The organism is Streptosporangium sandarakinum (assembly GCF_013409935.1).
GTDB classification, from domain to species: Bacteria; Actinomycetota; Actinomycetes; order Streptosporangiales; family Streptosporangiaceae; genus Streptosporangium; species Streptosporangium nondiastaticum.
The window spans coordinates 2426187-2448601 of the sequence record NZ_JACCCO010000001.1 but is presented as its reverse complement, the minus strand read 5'-3'; the positions used below and the strand labels follow the sequence as shown (position 1 = coordinate 2448601).

Annotated in this window: 20 protein-coding genes; 15 read left to right on the top strand and 5 right to left on the bottom strand. The window is 72.8% G+C overall.

From position 1 onward, the window contains the following. The first annotated feature begins 51 nt into the window (after nt 1-51). The 4 genes from icmB (at nt 52) to HDA43_RS35895 (ending at nt 4949) form a co-directional block, all read left to right on the top strand. A complete protein-coding gene (gene icmB / locus HDA43_RS10735; RefSeq protein ID WP_179819570.1) occupies nt 52-459 on the top strand; it encodes a coenzyme B12-dependent isobutyryl CoA mutase small subunit in 408 nt (135 codons plus the stop codon). 365 nt (nt 460-824) lie between these two features. Further along, a complete protein-coding gene (gene sucC, locus HDA43_RS10730) occupies nt 825-2006 on the top strand; it encodes an ADP-forming succinate--CoA ligase subunit beta (RefSeq protein ID WP_179819569.1) in 1182 nt (393 codons plus the stop codon). Further along, a complete protein-coding gene (gene sucD, locus HDA43_RS10725; protein WP_179819568.1) occupies nt 2006-2881 on the top strand; it encodes a succinate--CoA ligase subunit alpha in 876 nt (291 codons plus the stop codon). Before sucC ends, sucD begins: the two co-directional genes overlap by 1 nt. A 319-nt stretch (nt 2882-3200) precedes the next feature. Then, nucleotides 3201-4949 (top strand): cell division protein PerM, encoded by a 1749-nt coding sequence (locus HDA43_RS35895; RefSeq protein WP_179819567.1) that lies wholly within the window; start codon nt 3201-3203, stop codon nt 4947-4949. Nucleotides 4950-5147: 198 nt separating this feature from the next. Here the strand turns inward: HDA43_RS35895 and HDA43_RS10715 are convergent, their stop codons facing one another. Beyond that, nucleotides 5148-5558, bottom strand: a complete 411-nt coding sequence (locus HDA43_RS10715) for a hypothetical protein (protein WP_179819566.1) — start codon at nt 5556-5558, stop codon at nt 5148-5150. Between the two features lie 112 nt (nt 5559-5670). On the opposite strand from HDA43_RS10715, the gene purN reads away from it, so the two are divergent. The 4 genes from purN (at nt 5671) to HDA43_RS10695 (ending at nt 9203) form a co-directional block, all read left to right on the top strand. After that, nucleotides 5671-6258 (top strand): phosphoribosylglycinamide formyltransferase, encoded by a 588-nt coding sequence (gene purN / locus HDA43_RS10710; RefSeq protein ID WP_376770471.1) that lies wholly within the window; start codon nt 5671-5673, stop codon nt 6256-6258. Between the two features lie 82 nt (nt 6259-6340). Then, nucleotides 6341-7885 (top strand): bifunctional phosphoribosylaminoimidazolecarboxamide formyltransferase/IMP cyclohydrolase, encoded by a 1545-nt coding sequence (gene purH / locus HDA43_RS10705; protein ID WP_179819564.1) that lies wholly within the window; start codon nt 6341-6343, stop codon nt 7883-7885. Between the two features lie 239 nt (nt 7886-8124). Continuing rightward, nucleotides 8125-8307: a hypothetical protein gene (locus HDA43_RS10700; protein WP_179819563.1), complete on the top strand. Its 183-nt coding sequence runs from the start codon at nt 8125-8127 to the stop codon at nt 8305-8307. Nucleotides 8308-8345: 38 nt separating this feature from the next. Then, the gene (locus HDA43_RS10695; RefSeq protein ID WP_179819562.1) at nt 8346-9203 is read left to right on the top strand and encodes a bifunctional methylenetetrahydrofolate dehydrogenase/methenyltetrahydrofolate cyclohydrolase; all 858 of its coding nucleotides are present in this window, start codon (nt 8346-8348) and stop codon (nt 9201-9203) included. 7 nt (nt 9204-9210) lie between these two features. Here the strand turns inward: HDA43_RS10695 and HDA43_RS10690 are convergent, their stop codons facing one another. Beyond that, a complete protein-coding gene (locus HDA43_RS10690) occupies nt 9211-9864 on the bottom strand; it encodes an FHA domain-containing protein (RefSeq protein WP_179819561.1) in 654 nt (217 codons plus the stop codon). A 180-nt stretch (nt 9865-10044) separates the two neighbouring features. Between HDA43_RS10690 and HDA43_RS10685 the strand changes: the two genes are divergently transcribed. The 3 genes from HDA43_RS10685 to HDA43_RS10675 all read left to right on the top strand — a co-directional run bounded on the left by HDA43_RS10685 (nt 10045) and on the right by HDA43_RS10675 (nt 12865). Next, nucleotides 10045-11166, top strand: coding sequence for a citrate/2-methylcitrate synthase (locus HDA43_RS10685; RefSeq protein WP_179819560.1), 1122 nt, complete (start codon nt 10045-10047; stop codon nt 11164-11166). Nucleotides 11167-11233: 67 nt separating this feature from the next. After that, on the top strand, nt 11234-11518 hold the full coding sequence (locus HDA43_RS10680) for a DUF3017 domain-containing protein (protein ID WP_179819559.1): 285 nt from the start codon (nt 11234-11236) through the stop codon (nt 11516-11518). Nucleotides 11519-11647: 129 nt separating this feature from the next. Further along, nucleotides 11648-12865: an NADP-dependent isocitrate dehydrogenase gene (locus tag HDA43_RS10675; RefSeq protein WP_179819558.1), complete on the top strand. Its 1218-nt coding sequence runs from the start codon at nt 11648-11650 to the stop codon at nt 12863-12865. 181 nt (nt 12866-13046) lie between these two features. Here HDA43_RS10675 and HDA43_RS10670 read toward each other — a convergent pair whose 3' ends face one another. Continuing rightward, on the bottom strand, nt 13047-14603 hold the full coding sequence (locus tag HDA43_RS10670; RefSeq protein ID WP_179819557.1) for a sigma factor-like helix-turn-helix DNA-binding protein: 1557 nt from the start codon (nt 14601-14603) through the stop codon (nt 13047-13049). 253 nt (nt 14604-14856) lie between these two features. Here HDA43_RS10670 and HDA43_RS10665 point away from each other — a divergent pair, with 253 nt between their 5' ends. Further along, nucleotides 14857-17052, top strand: a complete 2196-nt coding sequence (locus HDA43_RS10665) for a serine/threonine-protein kinase (RefSeq protein WP_179819556.1) — start codon at nt 14857-14859, stop codon at nt 17050-17052. 10 nt (nt 17053-17062) lie between these two features. On the opposite strand, the gene HDA43_RS10660 is transcribed toward HDA43_RS10665, so the two are convergent. Then, a complete protein-coding gene (locus HDA43_RS10660; RefSeq protein WP_179819555.1) occupies nt 17063-17602 on the bottom strand; it encodes a PadR family transcriptional regulator in 540 nt (179 codons plus the stop codon). Between the two features lie 55 nt (nt 17603-17657). Here HDA43_RS10660 and HDA43_RS10655 point away from each other — a divergent pair, with 55 nt between their 5' ends. From HDA43_RS10655 to HDA43_RS10645, 3 genes are all read left to right on the top strand, one after another. After that, the gene (locus tag HDA43_RS10655) at nt 17658-19163 is read left to right on the top strand and encodes an MDR family MFS transporter (protein ID WP_312873173.1); all 1506 of its coding nucleotides are present in this window, start codon (nt 17658-17660) and stop codon (nt 19161-19163) included. Between the two features lie 40 nt (nt 19164-19203). After that, nucleotides 19204-20181: a malate dehydrogenase gene (locus HDA43_RS10650; RefSeq protein WP_179819554.1), complete on the top strand. Its 978-nt coding sequence runs from the start codon at nt 19204-19206 to the stop codon at nt 20179-20181. Nucleotides 20182-20380: 199 nt separating this feature from the next. Further along, nucleotides 20381-21223 carry a DUF11 domain-containing protein gene (locus HDA43_RS10645; RefSeq protein WP_179819553.1) on the top strand — a complete coding sequence of 281 codons (843 nt, stop codon included), beginning with the start codon at nt 20381-20383 and terminating at the stop codon, nt 21221-21223. Between the two features lie 131 nt (nt 21224-21354). Here HDA43_RS10645 and galE read toward each other — a convergent pair whose 3' ends face one another. Next, on the bottom strand, nt 21355-22314 hold the full coding sequence (gene galE / locus HDA43_RS10640; RefSeq protein ID WP_179819552.1) for a UDP-glucose 4-epimerase GalE: 960 nt from the start codon (nt 22312-22314) through the stop codon (nt 21355-21357). Between the last annotated feature and the right edge of the window lie 101 nt (nt 22315-22415).

Here is a 22415-nt window from a genome sequence, read left to right as displayed (position 1 = left end):
CCGTCAGCTCAGCTCCCACGTCACGCGTGGGACACGGACAAGGAGGTCTGGATGGACGCCGAGCCGAGGATCCGCGTCGTCATCGCCAAACCCGGCCTGGACGGGCACGACCGAGGTGTGAAGATCGTCGCGAGGGCGCTGCGGGACGCCGGGATGGAGGTCGTCTACACCGGCCTGCACCAGACGCCCGAGCAGATCGTGCGCACCGCGATCCAGGAGGACGCCGCGGCGATCGGGCTGTCCATCCTCTCCGGCGCGCACATGACGCTCTTCGCCAAGGTGATCGAGCTGCTCGCGGAGAACGACGCGAGTGACATCGTCGTCTTCGGCGGCGGGATCATCCCGGAGGCGGACCTGCCCGAGCTGGAACGGATGGGCGTGGCCCGGGTCTTCACACCCGGGGCGACCACCCAGGAGATCGTGGAGTGGGTGCGGGGCGCGATCCCCACGCGGGTCTGACCCGCGAGGCGCGGCCCCCGGCGATCCGGTGGCCTCCGGCACCTGACATCCGGACGGCCCCCGGTATCCGGGCGGTCCCCGGCGTCCGGCCCGCACTCGGCACCCGGGGCGGTCCCCGGCGCCGGGGCGGCCTCGCCCGCCGTTTTCGCGGACGCTTCCCCGCCGCGTCCCGATATGATCCCCAGGACATTCGCCACCCCTGCCCCAGTGGCCCCGCCCGTAGCCGTTCGCGGACCCGGTGACCTGGTCATGCGCGCGGGGGGCTAGGCTTCATTGGCGCAAAAACCGCCGGGCTCCCCTCACACCACGGAGCCGGCCCGCAGACATTTTCAGTACACCAGCCGGACAAGCAAGGACGGACCCTCGTGGACCTGTTCGAACATCAGGCGAAGGAGCTCTTCGCGGAGTACGGCATCCCGGTGCCGCGCGGTATCGTCGCGCACACCGTGGAGGAGGCGCGCGCGGCAGCCGAGCAGCTGACCGGCCGTGTCGTCGTCAAGGCTCAGGTCAAGACCGGTGGCCGCGGTAAGGCCGGCGGCGTCAAGGTCGCCGACGACGCCGCCGACGCCGAGCAGAAGGCCGACCAGATCCTCGGCATGGACATCAAGGGCCACACGGTCCACAAGGTCCTGATCGAGGAGGCCAGCGCGATCGCGGAGGAGTACTACTTCTCCTTCCTGCTCGACCGCGCCAACCGCACGTTCCTCGCCATCTGCTCCGCCTCGGGCGGCATGGACATCGAAGAGGTCGCGCACACCGCCCCCGAGAAGGTCGCGAAGGTCCCCGTGTCCCCGCTGGACGGTGTGACCCGCGACAGGGCCCGTGAGATCGCCGCGGCCGGCGGTCTGCCGGAGAAGGCGCTGGACGGCGCCGCCGAGATCATCGAGAAGCTCTGGGCCGTCTTCGTCGACGAGGACGCCTCCCTGGTCGAGGTCAACCCGATGATCCTGTCCGCCGACGGCCAGGTGAAGGCCCTCGACGGCAAGGTCACCCTCGACGACAACGCCACCTTCCGCCAGGCCGAGCACGAGGCCTACGCGGACAAGGCCGCCGAGGACCCGCTGGAGGCCGCGGCCAAGGCCAAGGACCTCAACTACGTCAAGCTCGACGGCAGCGTCGGCATCATCGGCAACGGCGCGGGCCTGGTCATGTCGACCCTCGACGTCGTCGCCTACGCCGGTGAGGCGTTCCCCGGGCAGCCCAAGCCCGCCAACTTCCTCGACATCGGCGGCGGCGCCTCCGCCGAGGTCATGGCGGCCGGCCTGGAGATCATCCTCTCCGACCCGTCGGTGAAGTCGATCTTCGTGAACGTCTTCGGCGGCATCACCGCCTGCGACGCGGTCGCCAACGGCATCGTCTCGGCCTTCCAGCTCCTGGAGAACCGCGGCGAGACCGTCAGCCGCCCCCTGGTCGTCCGGCTGGACGGCAACAATGCCGAGCTCGGACGCAAGATCCTGGCCGACGCCGCCCTGTCCGGCGTCGAGCTGGTCGACACGATGGACGATGCGGCCAAGCGTGCCGCCGAGCTCGCCGCGGTAGGTGCGTAATGGCCATCTGGCTCAACGAGAACAGCAAGATCATTGTTCAGGGCATGACCGGCGGTGAGGGCACCAAGCACACCCGCCGCATGCTCGCCTCCGGCGCCAAGGTCGTCGGTGGCGTGAACGCCCGCAAGGCCGGCATCACCCACGAGGGCCTGCCCGTCTTCGGCACCGTCGCCGAGGCCATGGAGAAGACCGGCGCCGACGTCTCGGTCGTCTTCGTGCCGCCGGCGGCCACCAAGGCCGCGGTCAAGGAGGCCATCGACGCCGAGATCCCGCTCTGCGTGGTCATCACCGAGGGCGTCCCGGTCCACGACACCACCGAGTTCTGGGCCTACGCCGTCGCCAAGGGCAACAAGACCCGCATCATCGGCCCGAACTGCCCCGGCATCGCCTCGCCCGGCGCCTCCAACGCCGGCATCATCCCGGCCGACATCACCACCGCCGGCCGCATCGGCCTGGTGTCGAAGTCGGGCACGCTGACCTACCAGCTCATGTACGAGCTGCGCGACTTCGGCTTCTCCACCGCCGTCGGCATCGGCGGCGACCCGGTCATCGGCACCACGCACATCGACGCTCTCCAGGCGTTCCAGGACGACCCGGACACCGACGCGATCGTCATGATCGGCGAGATCGGCGGTGACGCCGAGGAGCGGGCCGCCGCCTACATCGAGCAGCACGTGACCAAGCCGGTCGTCGCCTACGTCGCGGGCTTCACCGCCCCCGAGGGCAAGACCATGGGTCACGCCGGCGCGATCGTGTCCGGCTCGGCCGGCACCGCCCAGGCGAAGAAGGAGGCTCTGGAGAAGGTCGGCGTCCGCGTCGGCAAGACCCCGAGCGAGACCGCCCGCCTGATGCGCGAGGTCATGCAGAACCGCTAGCCGGTCCGCGGGCCGTGTCGCGGCCCGCCCGGTTCAGCGGCCCGTCCGGCTCACCGGTGAGAGGCGCCCGCCGTCCGCGGGCGCCTCTCCCGTTTCCCGACCCGGCCGCCCCCGCCGCACGGCCCGCTCCCGCTGTACGGCCCGCTCCCGCCGTACGGCCCGCCCGTGCCGTACGGTCCCTCCGCCGTGCGCCCCTCCGTCGTTCCACCCCCTCGGTCCCGCTTTTCCGTACGGCTCGCCTTCCCGTTTTCCGTACGACCCGCGACACGCGGGGGGATGAGTCTCGTCCGCGCGGAAGATCCTGAGACCATCGGTTATCGTGACGGCCCTTCTCGATCAGCTCCGGACGGCTCCCCGTAACGTCCTCAGCCGCCTCCCCCTGCCCGGCGTCACGGGTGACGACGACGACGTCCGCCGCCCGCTTCCCGTTTCCGGGATGCTCGCCGCAGCGTGGACCCTGGGCGTGGGACTGGCGGTGCTCACCACGCTCACCCTGGTCGGCTGGGTCGCCTCCCCCCGCGGCTCGCTCGGCCCGGGGCTGCCCGGGGTGTTCCGCGCCGCGGCGCAGCTCTGGCTGGCGGCCCACCACGCCGGGTTCGAGATCCCCGGCGGCTCGATCGGGCTGCTCCCGCTCGGGCTGACGGTCCTGCCGGCCTTCCTGCTGTACCGGGCCGGGATCTGGATGGCCCGCGACGCCGACCTGCGGCTGCGCCTGCCCGCCCGGCTGCCGAGGAACAGCCCCAAGGAACAGGCCGACGCCCGCCGCCGGGCGCAGCTGGTTCTGATCGCCCAGGCGGGTGTCTCGCTGGCCGCGCCGTACGCGCTGCTGGCCGGGGTGATCGCGCTGGTCACCCGGAACGAGATCACCCAGCCCTATCTCGGCGACACCCTGGTCAGCCACCTGGTGCTGGCCTTCCTCGCGGGTTCGGCGGCCGTCGCCCGGACGATCGGGCCGTGGCGGTCGATGCTGCGCCTGCTGCCCGAGCGGGTGCGCTCGGTCGTGGTGAGCTCGGCCGCGGCGCTGGGGATCATGCTGGTCGCGGGGGCCGCCCTGGTGCTCGGCGCCGTCGCGGTCAACTTCGACCAGGTCCGGGAGCTGTCGGACGTCCTCGCGCCCGGCTTCGTCGGCGGGCTGCTGCTCCTGCTGCTGCAGGGCCTCTACCTGCTCAACGCCTTCGCCTGGGGCATGGCCTACATCGCGGGGCCGGGCTTCAGCCTCGGCGCCGGCACGCTGGTCGCGCCCACCGGCGTCCAGCTCGGCACGGTGCCGAGCCTGCCGGTCCTGGGCGCGCTGCCCGAGGCGGGCCCCACCCCGGCGTGGGTGATGGCGGTGATCGCGCTGCCGTTCGCCGCGGGGGCGGTGGCCGGCGTGCTGGGGGTGCGGATCGCCCCCTCACCCTCCTACGAGGGCGCGCCGCTGTGGGGCTTCGTCTGCGGGGTGGTGACCGGCGCGGCGGCCGGGGCGCTGGCCGCGCTGTCCGGCGGCTCGCTCGGCGGGGCGCGCCTGTCCGCGGTGGGGCCCGCGGGCTGGGAGGTGATGCTTTCTGTGACGCTGGAGGTCGGCGTCGCGGCCGGCATCTCGGCGGGCCTGACCAACTGGTGGCTGATCTTCCGGGGGCACAACGCGGCCGTGGTCCGGGCCGCGGCCAGGGTCGGCACGGCCACCGCGCCGGTCCGCCGGGCCGGGGCCAGGCTGTTCCGGGCCGCGGGGGCGGTGGCCGGCCGGGTCGGGCTGGCCGAGCCGGACGAGCCCCGCGCGCTGCCCGGCCACTGGCTGGACGCCACCGAGTGCGACACCCAGCCGATCCCGGTGGTCAGGGACGACTGGGAGGACGAGCACGCCTCGGCGGCGGACCCGCAGGAGCCCGCGGAGACCACGAAGCCTGTGAAGACCGCGAAGGCCGAGAAGCCTGTGAAGCCGGTGAAGGCCGTGAAGCCGACGGAGGCCGGTCCCAGGGTGCCGCGCCCCGCGCCGCCGCGCCCGCCCCGGCGCGACATCGTGGACGAGTCGGACGACCGCGGCGGCCACGTGATCTACGTGGACCCCTACGCCTGGGACCGCGACTAGATCGCGGATCCCCTCCGGGGTGAGGACCCACGGAACAGAGCCCGGACCCCGGATCTCCACCGTGGCGGGGCCGGCGGGCCGGGATCCGGCTCAGGAGGGAGGGCGATGCGGACCGGGGCCTATGCCCGGCTCAGGGGGCGACGCGGACCGGGGCCGACGCCCGGCCCGGGGACGACCCGGACCGGGACCGGCGGCCGGTCAGGGGGCGATCGGCAGCCGGAGCTCGCCGGGCTGGACGAACGGGAGTTTCTTCTCCATCGCCCGCTCCAGGCGCTGCACGCACTCGTTCTGCGCGGCGACGGTGCCCGCGCCCGTGCGGCAGTCGGTGTAGGCGGCCAGCTCGTCGCGGAAGTAGAACTGCGTGGCCGCCAGCGCCAGTGCCAGCAGCAGCGCCAGGGCCGACACGACCATCCCGACCACGCCGGTGCCCGCGGGCCTGGTCTCCGACCGGAGGGTCCGGACCGCGCGGATCGAGACCACGAGGGCGATGACCGACATGACGATTCCCGCGAGGGGGAGCAGAATCGTCAGGATCACCGCGGCGACCGCGAGCCAGAGTGCCCGCCGTCCCGCCCCCTCCGTCGGACGTGCCTTGACCGGTGTCGTCACCTGACCTCCTTGCATAGCGGCTGCGGACAGGCAGATACCCTTGCAGCGGCGTGAATCCCCGTCCGAATGGAGTGTGTCGGTGTCATCCCAGGCCGTTCGGCTTGTGGTTCTCGTGTCCGGTTCTGGAACCAACCTACAGGCCCTTCTGGACGCCGCGGCCGATCCGGCGTACGGCGCCGAGGTCGTCGCCGTGGGCGCCGACCGCGACGGGATCGAGGGGCTGGCCCGCGCGGAGCGGGCAGGCGTCCCGACCTTCGTCGAGAAACTGGCCGATCATCCCACGCGCGACGACTGGGACCGCGCCCTCGCCGGCCGGATCGCCGGCCACCGTCCCGATCTCGTGGTCTGCGCCGGGTTCATGAAGATCCTCGGCACGCCGACGCTCTCGGCCTTCCCCGTGCTCAACACCCACCCCGCCCTGCTGCCGGCCTTCCCGGGCGCGCACGGCGTCCGCGACGCCCTGGCGTACGGCGTGCGGGTCACCGGCTGCACCGTGATGCTCGCCGACGCCGGCGTCGACACCGGGCCGATCATCGCCCAGGAGGCCGTGCCCGTGCTGGACGGCGACGACGAGGCGGCCCTGCACGAGCGCATCAAGACCGTCGAGCGCGGCCTGCTCGTCGGCGTCGTCGGCCGGATGGCCCGCGAGGGATGGACCATCACCGGCAGGAACTTTCGCTTCGGACGTGCCGGCCGGTGAGCCGGACGCGCCGGAAGAGGACGACCCGGCACATGAGCCGGGCGCCCCGGACAAGACCGGAATCGATCAGGAGGACCAGGAAGTGAGCCGCATCGCCATCCGGCGCGCGTTGATCGCCGTTTATGACAAGAGCGGGCTGGAGGAGCTGGCTCGGGGGCTCGACGCCGCTGGGGTGGAGATCGTCTCCACCGGCGGCACCGCCGCCAGAATCGCCTCGTTCGGCGTTCCCGTCACCCCGGTCGAGACGCTGACCGGCTTCCCCGAGTGCCTCGACGGCCGGGTCAAGACCCTCCACCCGCGCGTGCACGCGGGCCTGCTGGCCGACGGCGGCAACCCCGCCCACGTCAAGCAGCTGGAGGAGCTGGAGATCGATCCGTTCCAGCTGGTGGTGGTCAACCTCTACCCGTTCCAGGAGACGGTCGCCTCCGGCGCGTCCGACGCCGAGTGCGTGGAGCAGATCGACATCGGCGGCCCCGCGATGATCCGCGCCGCGGCCAAGAACCACGGCACCGTCGCCGTCGTGGTCGATCCGGGCGCCTACGGCGACGTGCTCGCCGCGGTGGCCGAGGGGGGCTTCACCGTGACCGAGCGCCGCCGGCTCGCCGCGGCCGCCTACGCCCACACCGCCGCCTACGACACCGCGGTCGCCTCCTGGTTCTCCGACGTCTACGCGGCGGAGGACGGCGCCTGGCCGCGCTACATGGGCGCCGCCTGGACGCTCAGGACGCCGCTGCGCTACGGCGAGAACCCGCACCAGGGCGCGGCGCTGTACTCCGGCGGGCGGGACGGCCTGGCCAACGCCGAGCAGCTGCACGGCAAGGAGATGTCCTACAACAACTACCTCGACGCCGACGCCGCCTGGCGGGCGGCCTGGGACTTCGCCGAGCCCGCCGTGGCGATCATCAAGCACCAGAACCCCTGCGGCATCGCGGTCGGCGCCGATGTCGCCGAGGCGCACCGCAAGGCCCACGCCTGCGACCCGGTCTCCGCCTACGGCGGCGTGATCGCGGTCAACGGCGAGGTCACCGAGGAGCTGGCCGGGCAGATCGCCGAGGTGTTCACCGAGGTCGTGGTCGCGCCGTCGTTCAGCGCCGGGGCGCTGGAGACGCTCACCCGCAAGAAGAACATCCGGCTGCTCGCCTGTCCGGAGGGGCCGGGCAACCGTACGGAGTTCCGCCGCATCGACGGCGGCCTGCTGGTGCAGACCGCCGACCGGGTGGACGCCCCCGGCGACGACCCCGCCGCCTGGGAGCTGAAGGCCGGCCCCGCGGCCTCCCCGGAGGTCCTCGCCGACCTGGCCTTCGCCTGGAAGGCGTGCCGCTCGGTGAAGTCCAACGCGATCCTGCTCGCCGCGGACGGCGCCAGCGTCGGCGTCGGCATGGGCCAGGTCAACCGGGTGGACTCGGCGCAGCTCGCCGTCACCCGGGCCGGTGACCGGGCCCGCGGCTCGGTGGCGGCCTCCGACGCGTTCTTCCCGTTCGCGGACGGCCCCGCGGTGCTCATCGAGGCCGGGGTGCGGGCCATCGTGGAGCCCGGCGGGTCGATCAGGGACGACGAGGTGATCGCCGCGGCCCAGGCCGCCGGGGTCACCCTCTACTTCACCGGGACCCGTCACTTCTTCCACTGACGTCTCCGCCCGCCGCGCCGTACGGCCCCGTGTTCCGCCCGGGGTCGTACGGCGTCCGGGCGGCGCCCATACGGTGCTCATGCGGTGCTCATGCGGTGCTCGTGCGCGGGCGTCGCGGCTGGGACGGCCGGGCACCGGAGACAAGGAAGTGGCCAAGAAGACAGAAACTTCTGGTCAAAACAGGTTTAGGGCGCGGCTAATGTGAAGCGATTCGTGTCGCCTGCGCGTGGAGATCGCTCATGTCGCTGCTTGCCGTCATCCTGAACGCTTTTGTGATCATGAGCGGACTCTGGCAGAGCCCCTGGCTCCTGCTGATCGTCGCCGCCGGTGCCGCGTACCTGGGGGCGAAGATCGTGGAGGTCATCCCCTTCACCCGCCGGATCATCGAGCGCCGGGAGCGGGCGGCCGACGACCTCACCTGAGGCGGGGCCGCGCGCCGCCTCGTGGAAGGATGGGGCCCATGAGCGCGCGGACTATGGACGGCAAGGCCACGGCGGCGAAGATCAAGGCGGACCTCGCGCGGCGGGTGGCCGCGCTGCGGGAGCGGGGCGTCGTCCCCGGTCTCGGCACGGTCCTCGTCGGTGACGACCCGGGCAGCCAGATCTACGTCGCGGGCAAGCACCGCGACTGCGCCGAGGTCGGCATCGCGTCCATCCGCAGGGACCTGCCGGCGACCGCCACGCAGGCCGAGGTCGAGGCCGTCGTCGACGAGCTCAACGCCTCCCCGGAGTGCACCGGCTACATCGTCCAGCTCCCGCTGCCGCGCCACCTCGACACCATGGCGCTGATCGAGCGGATGGACCCGGCCAAGGACGCCGACGGCCTGCACCCGATCAACCTCGGCCGCCTGGTCCACACGGTGGACGCGCCGCTGCCGTGCACCCCGCACGGCATCGTCCTGCTCCTGCAGGAGTACGGCGTGCCGACCAAGGGCGCCGAGGTGGTGGTGGTCGGCCGCGGCATCACCGTGGGCCGCTCACTCGGCCTGCTGCTGACCCGCCGGACGGAGAACGCCACCGTCACCCTCTGCCACACCGGCACTCAGGACCTGGCGGCCCACACCCGGCGCGCCGACATCGTCGTCGCCGCGGCGGGCGTGCCGCACCTGATCACCGCCGACATGGTCAAGCCCGGCGCCGCCGTGCTCGACGTCGGCGTCTCCCGCGTCGACGGGAGGATCGCCGGTGACGTCGCCCCCGACGTCGCCGACGTCGCGGGCTTCCTCACCCCCAACCCCGGCGGGGTGGGGCCGATGACCCGGGCCCTGCTGCTCAGCAACGTGGTCGAGGCCGCCGAGAGGCAGGTCGCCGCGGGCTGAGCCGGGCTCAGGACGCGCGGCGTCCACCGGGGGTGCCCGCGGCCTGCGACTCCACCGCGCCGCCCGAACGCTGGGGCGGCACCACGGGGGTCGGCCTGACCAGCCCTAGGGCGACGACCTCGTTGGCCAGCCTGGTGCGCCGGTTGGTCCCCTCCGGGATGCGGAACTTCTGGTAGAGGCGCAGGAGGTGCTGCTTGACCGCCGCCTCCGTCACCACCAGGTCGTCGGCGATCTCCCGCGCGGTGGCCGGCGCGACGAACGCCTCGTCGGAGAGCGCCGGGCGGCACAGCGACGTCAGCACGTCGACCTCCCGCCTGGTCAGCTCCGGGGCCGCGGCCCTGCGGAGCTCGACCTCCGGGACGAAGTCCTCGCGCGGTACCCCGCCGATCCGGCCGCGCGCGGCGCCGAAGGAGACGACGTCGCCGTCGTCGAGGACCCTCCGGGCGATCGGCCTGCCGTTCACCCGCGTGCCGTTGCGGGACAGGCCCAGGTCAACGACGTACAGGTAGGGTCCGCGCCGGACGAATTCCGCGTGCAGCCGGGACACGCTCGGATCGGTGAGCCGGATGTCTACTCCCCGGCCACGTCCGATGGTCGTGATCTCGGGGCGCAACGGGACCACCTCGCCTGTGTCCTCGATGCGTATGAACGGCCCCTCCACGGCAGTTCCTCCCCAGGTAGCCCGCCGTAACTATTCCTACAGCCTCGGCTTACCCAAACGAGGTGATGGGGAATCTCCTTTGCCAGAAGGAGAATCGGCTTTGAAATTCGTCTTGCCCTCCTGAGAGGGTTTCCCCTGCTCACAGGTAGACTCCGTACAAGATAAGCGGAGGAAACACTTATGGCGGACAAGCCCACCAAAGGCCTCGCCGATGTCGTGGCCGCCTCCACGGCGATCAGTGACATCGACGGTCAGGCCGGTCGCCTCTTCTACCGTGGCTATGACATCCACGACCTGGCCGGCCGCACCACCTTCGAGGAGACCGCCCATCTCCTGCAGTACGGCAGGCTCCCGAACGCCGGGGAGCTCGCGGCCTACGGTGCGGAGCTCGCCGGGAGCCGGAGCCTGGGCGAACTCGCCGAGTCGTGCCTCCCGCGGGTCGCCGGGCGCCAGTCGCCGATGGAGGCGCTGCGCACGCTGGTCTCGCTGGCCGGCGGCGACGACCCCGACAAGGACTCCAACGCCCCCGAGGCCAACCTGCGCAAGGCGGCCCGGCTGACCGCGCGGCAACCGGTGCTGGTGGCCCGCTACCACGCCGAAAGGACGGGCGCCGACCTCCCCGAGCCCGATCCCGAGCTGGGGATCGCGGCCAACTTCCTGCTGCAGATCACCGGCCGCGTCCCCGACCGGCGCGCGGTGGAGATCTTCGACACCTGCCTGGTGCTGCACGCCGACCACACGATGAACGCCTCGACGTTCGCCGCCCGCGTCTGCGCCGCGACCCTGTCGGACATGCACTCGGCCATCGTGGCGGCCATCGGCACCCTCAAGGGCCCGCTGCACGGCGGCGCCAACGAGCAGGTCATGCGCACCCTCCAGGCCCTCGACCCGTCCGGGGTCGCGCGGGCCGTACGGGAGAGGCTCGCCGCGGGCGAGAAGATCATGGGATTCGGGCACCGGGTCTACAAGACCGAGGACCCCCGCGCCACGCACCTGCGCCGGATGTCGCGGGAGCTGGCGGAGGCGTCCGGCGACGACACCCTGTACCGCATGTCGAAGGAGATGGAGGAGGTCGTCTTCGAGACGAAGGGCCTCTATCCCAACGTCGATTTCTACGCCGCCACCGTCTACCACTACCTTGGCATACCGACCGACCTGTTCACCCCGGTCTTCTCGGTCAGCCGCATGTCGGGATGGACGGCGCACGTCATCGAGCAGCACTCCGACAACCGTCTCATCCGCCCCGACAGCGAGTACGTCGGCGAGCGCGACCAGAAGTGGAAGCCGATAGGCGAGCGGTGAGCCGGACGCACATGACGACGAACGAACCGGCCGCCCCCGGACAGGGCGGCGGCCACGGGGGCGAGCGATGAGCCGAAGCAGACCGCGGCAGGAGCGGTGGGGGCCCTACCCGATCGTCCTGCTGGGCGCTGTCCTGGCCGTGGCGTCCACGGCCGTGGTCGGCGACCCCCGATGGGGCGGGTTCGCCCTCGGTGTGATCATGGTGCTGGCCGCCCTCGTCCGGCTCTCGGGCGGCGGCGGCATCCTGGCCGTGCGCCGCAGGGCGACCGACACCCTCACCCTCGCCGTATTCGGCGTCGCCCTGATGGGCGGCGCCGTGGCGCTCGCCTGGACGGAGCTCACCTCGCGATGAGCGCGGAAGCGGCGGTGCCCGAGCGACGGGCGGAGCGCGGGGCGTTCCCGCCCGTCCGATAGCCTCAACGGCCAGTGAGCCTCAAAAGGACTTCTGGCCCGTGATCAGTTCAGAAGGGGAACCACACGCATGCCCAAGATCAAGGTAGAGGGTCCGGTCGTCGAGCTTGACGGCGACGAGATGACCCGGATCATCTGGCAGTTCATCAAGGACCAGCTGATCCTTCCCTACCTCGACGTCGACCTGAAGTACTACGACCTCGGGATCGAGCACCGCGACGCCACCGACGACCAGGTGACGATCGACGCGGCGAACGCGATCAAGCAGTACGGCGTCGGCGTCAAGTGCGCCACCATCACGCCGGACGAGGCCCGGGTCGAGGAGTTCGGCCTGAAGAAGATGTGGAAGTCCCCGAACGGGACCATCCGCAACATCCTCGGCGGAGTCATCTTCCGCGAGCCCATCATCATGTCCAACGTGCCGAGGCTCGTCCCCGGCTGGACCAAGCCGATCGTCGTCGGCCGTCACGCGTTCGGCGACCAGTACCGCGCCACCGACCTGAAGGTCCCGGGCGAGGGCACGCTGACCCTCACCTTCACGCCGAAGGACGGCTCGGAGCCGATCGAGCTGGACGTGTACGACTTCCCCGGCCCCGGCGTCGCGATGGCGATGTACAACCTGGACGAGTCGATCCGCGACTTCGCCCGCGCCTCCATGCGGTACGGCCTGTCCCGCAACTACCCGGTCTACCTGTCGACGAAGAACACCATCATGAAGGCCTACGACGGCCGCTTCAAGGACATCTTCGCCGAGGTCTTCGAGACCGAGTTCAAGGCCGACTTCGAGGCCGCCGGCCTGACCTACGAGCACCGCCTGATCGACGACATGGTCGCGTCGGCGCTCAAGTGGGAGGGCGGCTACGTCTGGGCCTGCAAGAACTACGACGGCGACGTCCAGTCCGACACCGTCGCGCAGGGCTTCGGCTCGCTGGGCCTGATGACGTCGGTGCTGATGACCCCCGACGGCCGCACCGTCGAGGCCGAGGCGGCCCACGGCACCGTGACCCGCCACTACCGCCAGCACCAGCAGGGCAAGCCCACCTCCACGAACCCGATCGCCTCGATCTTCGCGTGGACCCGGGGCCTGGCCCACCGCGGCAAGCTCGACAACACCCCCGCGGTCATCGAGTTCGCCGAGAAGCTGGAGCAGGTCTGCATCGAGACCGTCGAGGGCGGCCAGATGACCAAGGACCTCGCCCTCCTCGTCGGCGGCGACGCCAAGTGGCTGACCACCCAGGACTTCCTGGCGGCCCTGGACGAGAACCTCAAGAAGAAGATGGCCGCGTAAGGACGCGCCGGGATCCGTCAGGATCCGTCGGGATCCGTCCAGGGCCCTTCCCGGATGCGGAGGGGCGCGGAACCACGGAGAGGGCCGCCCCCGCGGGGGCGGCCCTTCTGCGTCTCCCGGCCTTCCAGAGCCCCGGGACGGCTCCCGGACGGGGAACGCCCGGAGAGGCGCCCGGGGACGCTCAGGGCGCCGTCAGGGCGCCGAACACGATGGGCTCCCCGTCGGGGAGGCCCTCCACCGGCCGGGTCCGGCCGGTGACGGCGTCCACCCGGTAGAAGGCCGTCCGGCCGCCGTCCTTCTCCTTCAGCCTGACGACGACCTCCCGGGTGCCCAGCCAGCCGACGACCTCGGACTCGGCCGGCCGCTTCGCGGCGGGCAGCGGCAGGCGCCTGACCACCTGCCGCGACCCGGCGTCGATGATGTGCAGATCCCCGGCGCCCGCCCGCTCCCCGCCGTCCCCGGCGGCCCTCACCGCCGCCGAGTGCCGGCCGTTGGGGGAGTCGCACCAGACGCGGTAGTTCTGCCGGAGCCACCCGGCCGCCTGGACGGTGGCCGCCCGCCGCCCGTCCGGCAGGGACGCGGACCTCCCGGTCGCGAAGTCGGTCCGCAGCCGCCGCCCGCCCAGCTCCACGGTGAACCGCCGGCCGTCCGCCGAGACGCTCACCCGGGTGCCCGCCGCGACGTCGGAGGGCGCCAGCACCGGGGACAGGTACCGCTTGACCCCGGTCCGCAGGTCGTGGGCGACGTACCTGCGCTCGGCGGCGCTGAGATAGGCCACGCGGTGGCCGTCCGGGCTGACGGCCGGCTCCACCCGCAGGCCCTTCTCGCCGCCGCCCGCCAGCTGCTGCGCCGCGTCCCCGACGCGCAGCGTGGACTCGCAGCGGCCGGGCCGCCCGCACGTGGCGGACGCGAGCTCCGAGCGGTCCGCGTCGGACAGCTCCAGCGTCCAGCCGGCGCAGGTGACATCACCCGCGCCGCCCGCCGGTACGGCGCCGCCCGGGCACTTCGCGGGGATGGCGTAGCGGATCGCGAGGGGGGTGCGCGGCGGCTTCCACGGCTCCGGCGTGGGTCCGGGCGTGGGGGCCGCCCGCATGGTGCGCGGGGTGGGCGTGGCCGCCACGCTCTCCCCGGTCGTCGGGGTGGAGTGCCCGCGCAGCGACGAGGTCCACGCCATCCCCGGCGGCAGCAGGACGAAGGCGGCGATCATGCCGATCGGCACCAGGACCGCGGCCATCGCCAGAAGGGCGCCCCGGCTGCGGCGGCGCCGCAGGGCGCGCAGGGCCCGCGTGGTGAGGTCGGGCACCGACGCCTCGCCCGCCTGCGTGGCCAGCCGCTTGGTGAGACGCGCCACGTCACCCTTGGTCAGGGTGTCCACCGCCTCGTCGAGCTCCTTCTCCACGGTCTCCACGGGCAGGCCGAGGAGGTCCGCCATCTCGGCGCGGGACCGGCCGTCGTGCAGGCAGGCGACGACCAGGACGCGCTGCCGGGGTGGGAGCCGTACCAGGGCGGTGTTGCCCGCCGCGCTCGGCTTGCGGAGGAAGCGGCGGTACAGGGTGACCTGGGCGTGCGTGGTGGGGTTCTCCCACGGCGTGGGCGGCCAGGTGAGGCCCACGGTGTGGAAGGACCACAGGGTCAGGCGGATGGCCTGCTCGTGACTGCCGGTCAGGAGGAGTGCCGTGCCGACCAGGGAACGCTGGTCACGCTCGACGAAGTCACGATAACCGATATATCGGCGCATGGGGTTCTCTGCTCCGGCCTTACCTGAGGGGACGGTCAACGGTAGCGATCTAAGCGGTTTCCGCGCCATCTCGGGGCGATATGGCGATCAACGGACGAGTGGTCATGCCCACACCCCGTCCGGGGCCCGCCCGGGAAAGGGGCGGCGGGGTCCGCGCCGGGAAGGGCGGCGGGGAATCCGAGCTCACTTCGGGGGAGGCCCGGGACACCGTAAAGTTCAGCTGGTCGGGCATTAACGAAATCATGGGGACGGCATGCCGGAGATCGCGCCACTGGAGGCCTGGGAGCCTCGACGGCTCGGTCGGTTCCGTGTCGTCGGCCGCGTCGGCGAGGGCGGCCAGGGGATCGTCTACCTCGGCGAGAGCGAGTCGGGGGAGCGGGCGGCGATCAAGCTCCTGCACGTGAAGTTCTCCGGCGACGCGATCGCGCGGTCCCGGTTCGCCCGGGAGGCGCGCGCCGCGCGGCGGGTCTCCTCGTTCTGCACGGCCGCCGTGATCGAGGTCGACGTCGAGGGCGACACCCCCTACATCGCCAGCGAGTACATCGAGGGCAGGTCGCTGCGGGAGACCGTGGAGAGCGACGGCCCGCTGCGCGGCACCGCGCTGCAGCGGCTGGCGGTCGGCACGGCCACCGCGCTCACCGCGATCCACCACGCGTCGATCGTGCACCGCGACTTCAAGCCGGACAACGTGCTGCTGGCCGCCGACGGGCCGCGCGTGGTCGACTTCGGCATCGCCCGCATCCTCGACTCCACCGGCACGATCACCAGCCGCGCCATCGGCACCCCGGCCTACATGGCGCCCGAGCAGATCTCCGGTGACGACGTCGGCCCGCACAGCGACGTCTTCTCCTGGGGGGCGACGATCGCGTTCGCCGCGACCGGCGAGACGGCCTTCGCCGGGAAGTCGCTCGCCATGGTGCTCAACCGCATCCTGAACCACGAGGTGGACGTCACCGCCATGCCGGAGCCGCTGCGCGGGGTGGTCCGCTCGGCGCTGGCCAAGGCTCCGTCCGCGCGACCCTCGGCCGACCAGATCCTGCTGCGCCTGCTGGGCCGCCCGGAGTCGGGGAACGTCTCCCCGGCCCTGCTCAGCAGCGGCGTGCGGGCCGCCGACCCGGTCTCCGGGCCGCTCCCGGCCACGGGGACCGGCCCGTCCCCCGCCATGGGTGCGGACTCCGGGCCGGGCGCGGTGTCCGGGCCGACGACGGCGTCAGGACCGGGTACGGCCTCCGGGACGGGAGCGGCTCCCGGGGCGGGCACGGCTCCCGGGGCGGACGCCGGCTCCGGCGTCGACGAGTCCACCAGGCCCATGCGGCTGCCCACCCCGGGCGTCACGCCCGTGCCGCCCGCCACGCCTCGCGGAGCCACGCCCGTGCCGCCCGCCGCGCCGCCGGGACGGCGGGCCACCGTCCCGTCCGGCTCCGCCACGGGCCCGCCTCCCATGCCCGGCCCCGGCCCCGGTCCCGCCGTCGTTCCCGTTCCCGGTTCGGACTCCGGAGCCGGAGCCGGAACCGGAGCCGGCGTCCCGGTTCCGGGCTCCGGCGGGTCCGGGCGGCCGTCCGGGCGGCGCCGGGCCGTCATCGCCGTTCTCGCCCTGGTCGTCCTGCTGGGCGGGGGCGCGGTCGCCGCGACCGCCGCTGGCTGGCACCCCTGGGCCGCCTTCCGGACCGGGCCCGTACCCTCGTCGTCCCCGTCGCCGACGAAGTTCGCCTCGGTGGCCGACAAGGCGGCCCGGACCCGCAGGCTCTCCGTGGGGCTGCGCGACTACCTGCCGGGCATCGCGCTGAACAGCGGCGGCGGGTGGAGCGGTTTCGAGGTGGACCTCGCCGTCGAGATCGCCAGGGCGCTGGGGGTGCCCCGGGGGAACATCGAGTTCCGGGCCACGAGCCGGCAGGAGCGGCCGGCCCTGCTGGCCTCCGGCGCCCTCGACCTCGTCATCTCGACCTATCCGATCACCCCGGGCGACGACGTCACGTTCGCCGGGCCCTACTACGTCGCCCACACGGACGTGCTGGTCAAGGACTCCTCCCCGATCACCTCGGCGGCCGGTCTGGAGGGCGGGCGGCTGTGCGGACCCGACGGCGCCGCGGCCGAGCGGGTGCGCAAGGAGGCGGGCCGGCTCACGGTCGTCCCCGCCCAGAACTACACCGAGTGCGTGAACATGCTCGCCACCGGAAAGGTCGACGGGATCGCGGGCGACGACCTGGTGCTGGCCGGGTTCGCCGCCCGGGAGGGCGTCCGCTACCGGGTGCTCGGCCTGCGGCTCACCGACGAGCGCTACGCCGTGGCCATGCGCAGGGGCGACGTGCGCACCTGCGAGGCCGTACGGGGGGTGGTCGCCGACCTGTACGGCAACGGCACGATCGGCAAGCTGCTCGACCGGCACCTCTCCCGGGTGAGGTTCCCCACCAGGGAGCGCCGCATCCCCGCCATGGCCGCCTGCCGCTGACCCCCGCTCGTCACTCCCCGCCGGGCGGGTCCCCGGCGGCGCGCTCGATCTCCGCCGCGGTCTCCTCGGCCCAGTCGCGCACCACCCGGGTCTGGCGGATGCCCAGCTCCAGGGCGTGCTCCCCGAAACCGGGCCGCTTCCACGACGCCTTCGCCGCCATGAGCGCCTCCAGTTCGGCCAGCCGGGCGGTGTAGACCTCCGCCTCGGCGCGGAGCCGCGCGGCGGCCTCGTGCGGCTCCAGCGTGGGCAGCAGGAACGCCCGCAGCGCGCCCTCGCTGCGGATCGACCGCGACGGAGTCCCCTCCAGGAGCCACTCGCGCAGCTCCCGGCGGCCCTCGGCGGTGATCGTGTAGGTCTTGCGGCCCCGCGGGCCCTCCTCCTCAACCGTGACGAGCCCGTCGGCCGCCATCTTGTTCAACTCCGGATAGATCTGGCTGTGCCGGGCCTGCCAGGCGTGGTTGATCGAGCTCTCGAACCGTTTCGCCAGGTCGTAGCCGCTCGAAGGGCCGGAGGTGGTCAGCAGGCCGAGGAGGGCGATCCGGAGTGACATGCCCTCATCATACTTAAGAGTTGACATGTAAAAAGTGACACGTAAATATCGACGTGTGTCTTCTGGCGTATCCCCATCCCCGCCCCAGGCCCCCTCGGTCACCGCCGCGACGGCCCCTCCGGCCTCGCCCGCCCCGGGCCGCTCCGGGAACGGCCTGCTGCTGGTCGCCGTGCTCGGCGGCATGTTCCTCGCGATGCTGGACCAGACGATCGTCGGCACCGCGCTGCCCCGGATCGTCCAGGACCTCGGCGGCGGCGACCTGTACACCTGGGTCGTCACGGCCTACCTGCTGACCGCCACGATCACCGTCCCGCTGTACGGCGGACTCTCCGACACCTACGGCCGCAAGCCGCTGCTGCTGACCGGCATCGGGCTGTTCCTGCTCGGCTCCGTCCTGTGCGGCCTCGCCCAGGACATGGGTCAGCTCATCGCCTTCCGGGGGCTGCAGGGGCTCGGCGCCGGGGCGCTGCTGCCGCTCTCCCTGGCCCTGGTCGCCGACCTGTTCCCGCCGGAGAAGAGCGGCCGGGTGCAGGGCGCGCTGGGCGGGGTCATGGCGCTGAGCTACGTCGCCGGGCCGTTCCTCGGCGGACTGTTCACCGACCACACCGGCTGGCGCTGGGCCTTCCTGGTCAACCTCCCCGTCGGCCTGGGCGTCGCCGCGATCATCGTCGCCAGGCTGCCCCGGGTCGCCGGGCAGGGGCGCGGCGTCCGCCCGGACTACCTGGGCATCGCGGTGTTCAGCGCGGCGATCGGCGCGCTGCTGGTCGGCCTCACCGAGAAGGGCGCGGACGGCCACACCTGGACCAGCGGGCCCGTGCTGTGGCCGATCGTCGCGTCCGTCCTGCTCCTGGTCGTGTTCGTCCTCGTCGAGCGCCGCGCGGCTCAGCCGATCGTCCCCCTGGCGCTGTTCCGGGTGCGGACCTACACGCTGGCCAACGCCGCCTCGTTCGCCACCGCGTTCTGCCTCTACGCCGCCGTCGTGTTCCTGCCGCGCTACTTCCAGGAGGCCCTGGGGGTCAGCGCCACCGAGTCGGGCGTGCGGGTCTACCCGCTCATGCTCGGCATGGTCGCCGGCAGCGTGGTCACCGGCGCCCTGATGACGAGGACCCGCCGGTACAAGCCGTGGCTGCTGGCGGGCGCCGTCCTGATCGCCCTGGGCGCCCTGCTCTGCGGCGGGTTGACGCCCGCCACCTCCGCCCTGACGCTGGCCTGCTGGATGGGCCTGCTGGGCCTGGGCATGGGGCCCATGCTGTCGGGCCTGACCGTGGCGGTCCAGATGTCGGTCCCGCCGCGTTTCATCGGCACCGCCACCGCGAACCTGACCTTCTTCCGGCAGATCGGCGGCGCCGTCGCGCTGGCCCTGGCCGGGACCCTCTACACCGCCGTGTTCGCCGCGGAGGCGCCGGTCGGCGGGACGGCCGCCGCGCACGCCGCGGCCACCGCGAGCGTGATCCCCTGGCTCGCCGCCGGCGGGTCGGCCGTGGCGCTCGCCGCGCTGGCCGCGCTGCCCGGGGGCCGTATCCGGATGGGTGCCTCAGGGCCGGGAACACTCGACGGGTAACATCCGAGCGTCACAGTTCATCCTCGAGTGGGGGAAGGTCATGGCCCAGACTCCCGTAAAGGTCACCGTCACCGGCGCCGCCGGTCAGATCGGCTACGCGCTGCTGTTCCGCATCGCGTCGGGCCAGTTGCTGGGCGCCGACGTCCCGGTCACGCTGAGCCTGCTGGAGGTCCCGCAGGCGGTCAAGGCGGCCGAGGGCACCGCGATGGAGCTCGACGACTGCGCGTTCCCGCTGCTGCGCGGCATCGAGATCACCGACGACCCGAACGTCGCGTTCAACGGCACCAACGTCGCGCTGCTGGTCGGCGCCATGCCGCGCAAGGCGGGCATGGAGCGGGGTGACCTGCTGGAGGCCAACGGCGGCATCTTCGGCCCGCAGGGCAAGGCCATCAACGACCACGCCGCCGACGACATCCGCGTGCTGGTGGTGGGCAACCCGGCCAACACCAACGCGCTCATCGCCCAGCAGCACGCCCCGGACGTCCCGGCCGAGCGCTTCACCGCGATGACCCGCCTCGACCACAACCGCGCGCTGTCGCAGCTCGCCGCCAAGCTCGGGGTCGCGGTCGCCGACATCAAGAAGATGACCATCTGGGGCAACCACTCCGCCACCCAGTACCCTGACCTGTTCCACACCGAGGTCGGCGGCAAGATCGCCGCCGAGCAGGTGGACGAGTCGTGGCTGCGTGACACGTTCATCCCGACCGTCGCCAAGCGCGGCGCGGCGATCATCGACGCCCGGGGCGCCTCCTCCGCCGCGTCGGCCGCCAACGCCGCGATCGACCACGTCCACGACTGGGTCAACGGCACCGAGTGGACCTCCGCCGCGATCGTCTCCGACGGCTCCTACGGTGTGCCCGAGGGTCTCATCTCCTCCTTCCCCGTCGCCTCGCGCGGCGGCCGGTGGGAGATCATCCAGGGCCTGGAGATCGACGCCTTCTCCCGCGAGCGCATCGACGCCTCGGTGCGCGAGCTGGAGGAGGAGCGCGACGCCGTCCGCAAGCTCGGCCTCATCTGAGCCGCGCGACCACCTCGCCGGGTGAGTGCCCGGCGAAGCCCGTGAAAGGGGCTCCGGCCGTCCGGGGCCCCTTTCGCTTTCCCGCGATCGCGACGGTACGGCGGTTCCGTGCCGGACCGGGCCCGTGACGTGCCGAAATCCGTCCCGGCGGCGTGTCATTCCCGCGGGAAGGCGGCACACCGGCGTTAAATGATCATTGATGCTCGGGGGATCGGTGGTCATGGCGCGTGGTACGGCGGGGGTCGTCGCGGGATTCATCAGTCTTGCCCTGCTGGGGGCGTGGGGAATGGCGCCGTCGTTGTCCCGCCAGGAGAAGAAGACGATCGGGGCGGACATGTCCGTCCGGCTGGTGTCGTCGCCCAAGCCGGCGCAGCCCGGCCAGATCCTGGTCTACCGGGCCGAGGTACGAAACAACGGCCCCGAGGACGCGGTGCTGCCCCTGCTGACCGTGCGCCTGCCCCGGGGGGTGGACGTCCTGCGCGTCGACGTGGCCGAGTGCCGGCCCGGGGCCACCGCCCGGGAGGTGGTCTGCCCCTCCCAGCGCGACGTCCTGGCCGGCGAGACCGGCGGCGTGACCGTCAGCGGCCTGGTCCGCCCGGGCGCCGGCGGCCCGCTGACGGCCACCGCGACGCTCTCCTCCGAGGTCGTGGACGCCAACGAGGCCGACAACGTCGCCCGGGCGGTCACCCCGGTGGACGAGGGCGCCGACCTCGCGGTGCGGCTGTCGGGCGAGCGGCGGGCCGGACGGCGGGTCACCATGGGCGCGGTGGTCCGCAACAGGGGGCCCCGGACGGTCCGCGACGCCACGGTCTTCTTCGACACCGGCGCGGCCCGCCTGCTGTCGGTGCGGGGCGCGCGCTGCCACCCCTCCGAGGGGCACGTCGGCTGCCGGCTGGGCGCGGTCGGCTCGGGCGAACGGGTGGGCCTGCGGCTCGCCCTGCGCGCCGCGGGGCGGGCGCCGCGGGCCAGGGCGACGGTCTACTCCCCGCACGTGGGCGACCGCCGTCCCGCCAACAACATCGCCCGCATCGACCTTCGCTAGGGCCCGTGCCGGGGGACGCCGGGCGGCCGACGGCATCGGCCGCCCGCCGGGCGCGCCCGGCATGCCGCACGGAGTGGCCGGCGCGCCCGGCGGTCGCCCGCCGGACGCGTTCGGCCCGCCGTACGGGGCCGTCAGCGGGGCAGGGCGGCCCAGGCGTCGGCGACGATCTCGGGGAGGGTCGTGCGCTCCGGCTTCCACCTCAGCTCGCTCTGGATCTTCGCGGAGGAGGCGACCAGCACGGCGGGGTCACCGGGCCGGCGCTCGCGGACGACCGCCGGGATCGCGTGGCCGGTGACCTCGCGGCAGACCTCGATGACCTCCCGCACCGAGAAGCCGGTGCCGCTGCCCAGGTTGTAGACCTTGTGCTCGCCCGGCGCGCAGGCGTCCAGCGCCAGCAGGTGCGCCCGCGCGAGGTCGGCCACGTGGATGTAGTCGCGCACGCATGTCCCGTCGGCGGTGGGGTAGTCCGTGCCGAACACGTCGACCGACTCGCGCCCGCCGAGCGCGACGGCGAGAACGTTAGGGATCAGGTGGGTCTCCACGGTGTGCCGCTCGCGATAGGAGCGACCGTCGCGGGCGGTGTGGGCGCCGCCCACGTTGAAGTAGCGCAGGCTGACCGCGGCCAGGCCGTACACCCCGGCGAAGGCGGTCAGCGCGGTGTCCACCGCGAGCTTGGAGGCGCCGTAGGGGTTCGTGGGCCGGGTCGGGTCGCTCTCCTCGATCGGGGAGCGCTCGGGCTCGCCGTACACGGCGGCGGTGGAGGAGAAGACGATCCGGCCGACCCCGGCGGCGCGCATCGCGTCCAGCAGGGCCAGGGTGCCGCCGAGGTTGTGGTTCCAGTAGAGGGTGGGCTCGCGCACCGACTCGCCCACCAGGGACCTGGCCGCGAAGTGCAGCACGCCGTCCATGCCCGCCAGCGCGTCCGCCGCGTCGGTGATCGAGCCCTCGACGAAGCGCGCGCCAGCCGGAACCGCGTCGGCGTGCCCGGTGGAGAGGTCGTCGAGAACGGTGACCTGGTGGCCCGCCTCGACGAGCTGGGCCGCCACGACGCTTCCGATGTATCCGGCCCCCCCGGTGACCAGCAGCTTCACAGACCCTCCTGTTTGGTGGTGTTTGTAATTGTTTATTTATGTACGCCTGGTGCCAGCATATGCTGTCACATCAAATATCGGGCACAGTCGAAACGGGCGAC

Excerpts from the sequence above, each read along its gene's own strand:
- icmB (WP_179819570.1), top strand. The coding sequence starts at position 52 with ATGGACGCCGAGCCGAGGATCCGCGTCGTCATCGCCAAACCCGGCCTG.
- sucD (WP_179819568.1), top strand. The coding sequence starts at position 2,006 with ATGGCCATCTGGCTCAACGAGAACAGCAAGATCATTGTTCAGGGCATG.
- HDA43_RS10700 (WP_179819563.1), top strand. The coding sequence starts at position 8,125 with ATGTCGCTGCTTGCCGTCATCCTGAACGCTTTTGTGATCATGAGCGGA.
- HDA43_RS10695 (WP_179819562.1), top strand. The coding sequence starts at position 8,346 with ATGAGCGCGCGGACTATGGACGGCAAGGCCACGGCGGCGAAGATCAAG.
- HDA43_RS10685 (WP_179819560.1), top strand. The coding sequence starts at position 10,045 with ATGGCGGACAAGCCCACCAAAGGCCTCGCCGATGTCGTGGCCGCCTCC.
- HDA43_RS10680 (WP_179819559.1), top strand. The coding sequence starts at position 11,234 with ATGAGCCGAAGCAGACCGCGGCAGGAGCGGTGGGGGCCCTACCCGATC.
- HDA43_RS10675 (WP_179819558.1), top strand. The coding sequence starts at position 11,648 with ATGCCCAAGATCAAGGTAGAGGGTCCGGTCGTCGAGCTTGACGGCGAC.
- HDA43_RS10670 (WP_179819557.1), bottom strand. The coding sequence starts at position 14,603 with ATGCGCCGATATATCGGTTATCGTGACTTCGTCGAGCGTGACCAGCGT.
- HDA43_RS10665 (WP_179819556.1), top strand. The coding sequence starts at position 14,857 with ATGCCGGAGATCGCGCCACTGGAGGCCTGGGAGCCTCGACGGCTCGGT.
- HDA43_RS10660 (WP_179819555.1), bottom strand. The coding sequence starts at position 17,602 with ATGTCACTCCGGATCGCCCTCCTCGGCCTGCTGACCACCTCCGGCCCT.
- HDA43_RS10650 (WP_179819554.1), top strand. The coding sequence starts at position 19,204 with ATGGCCCAGACTCCCGTAAAGGTCACCGTCACCGGCGCCGCCGGTCAG.
- HDA43_RS10645 (WP_179819553.1), top strand. The coding sequence starts at position 20,381 with ATGCTCGGGGGATCGGTGGTCATGGCGCGTGGTACGGCGGGGGTCGTC.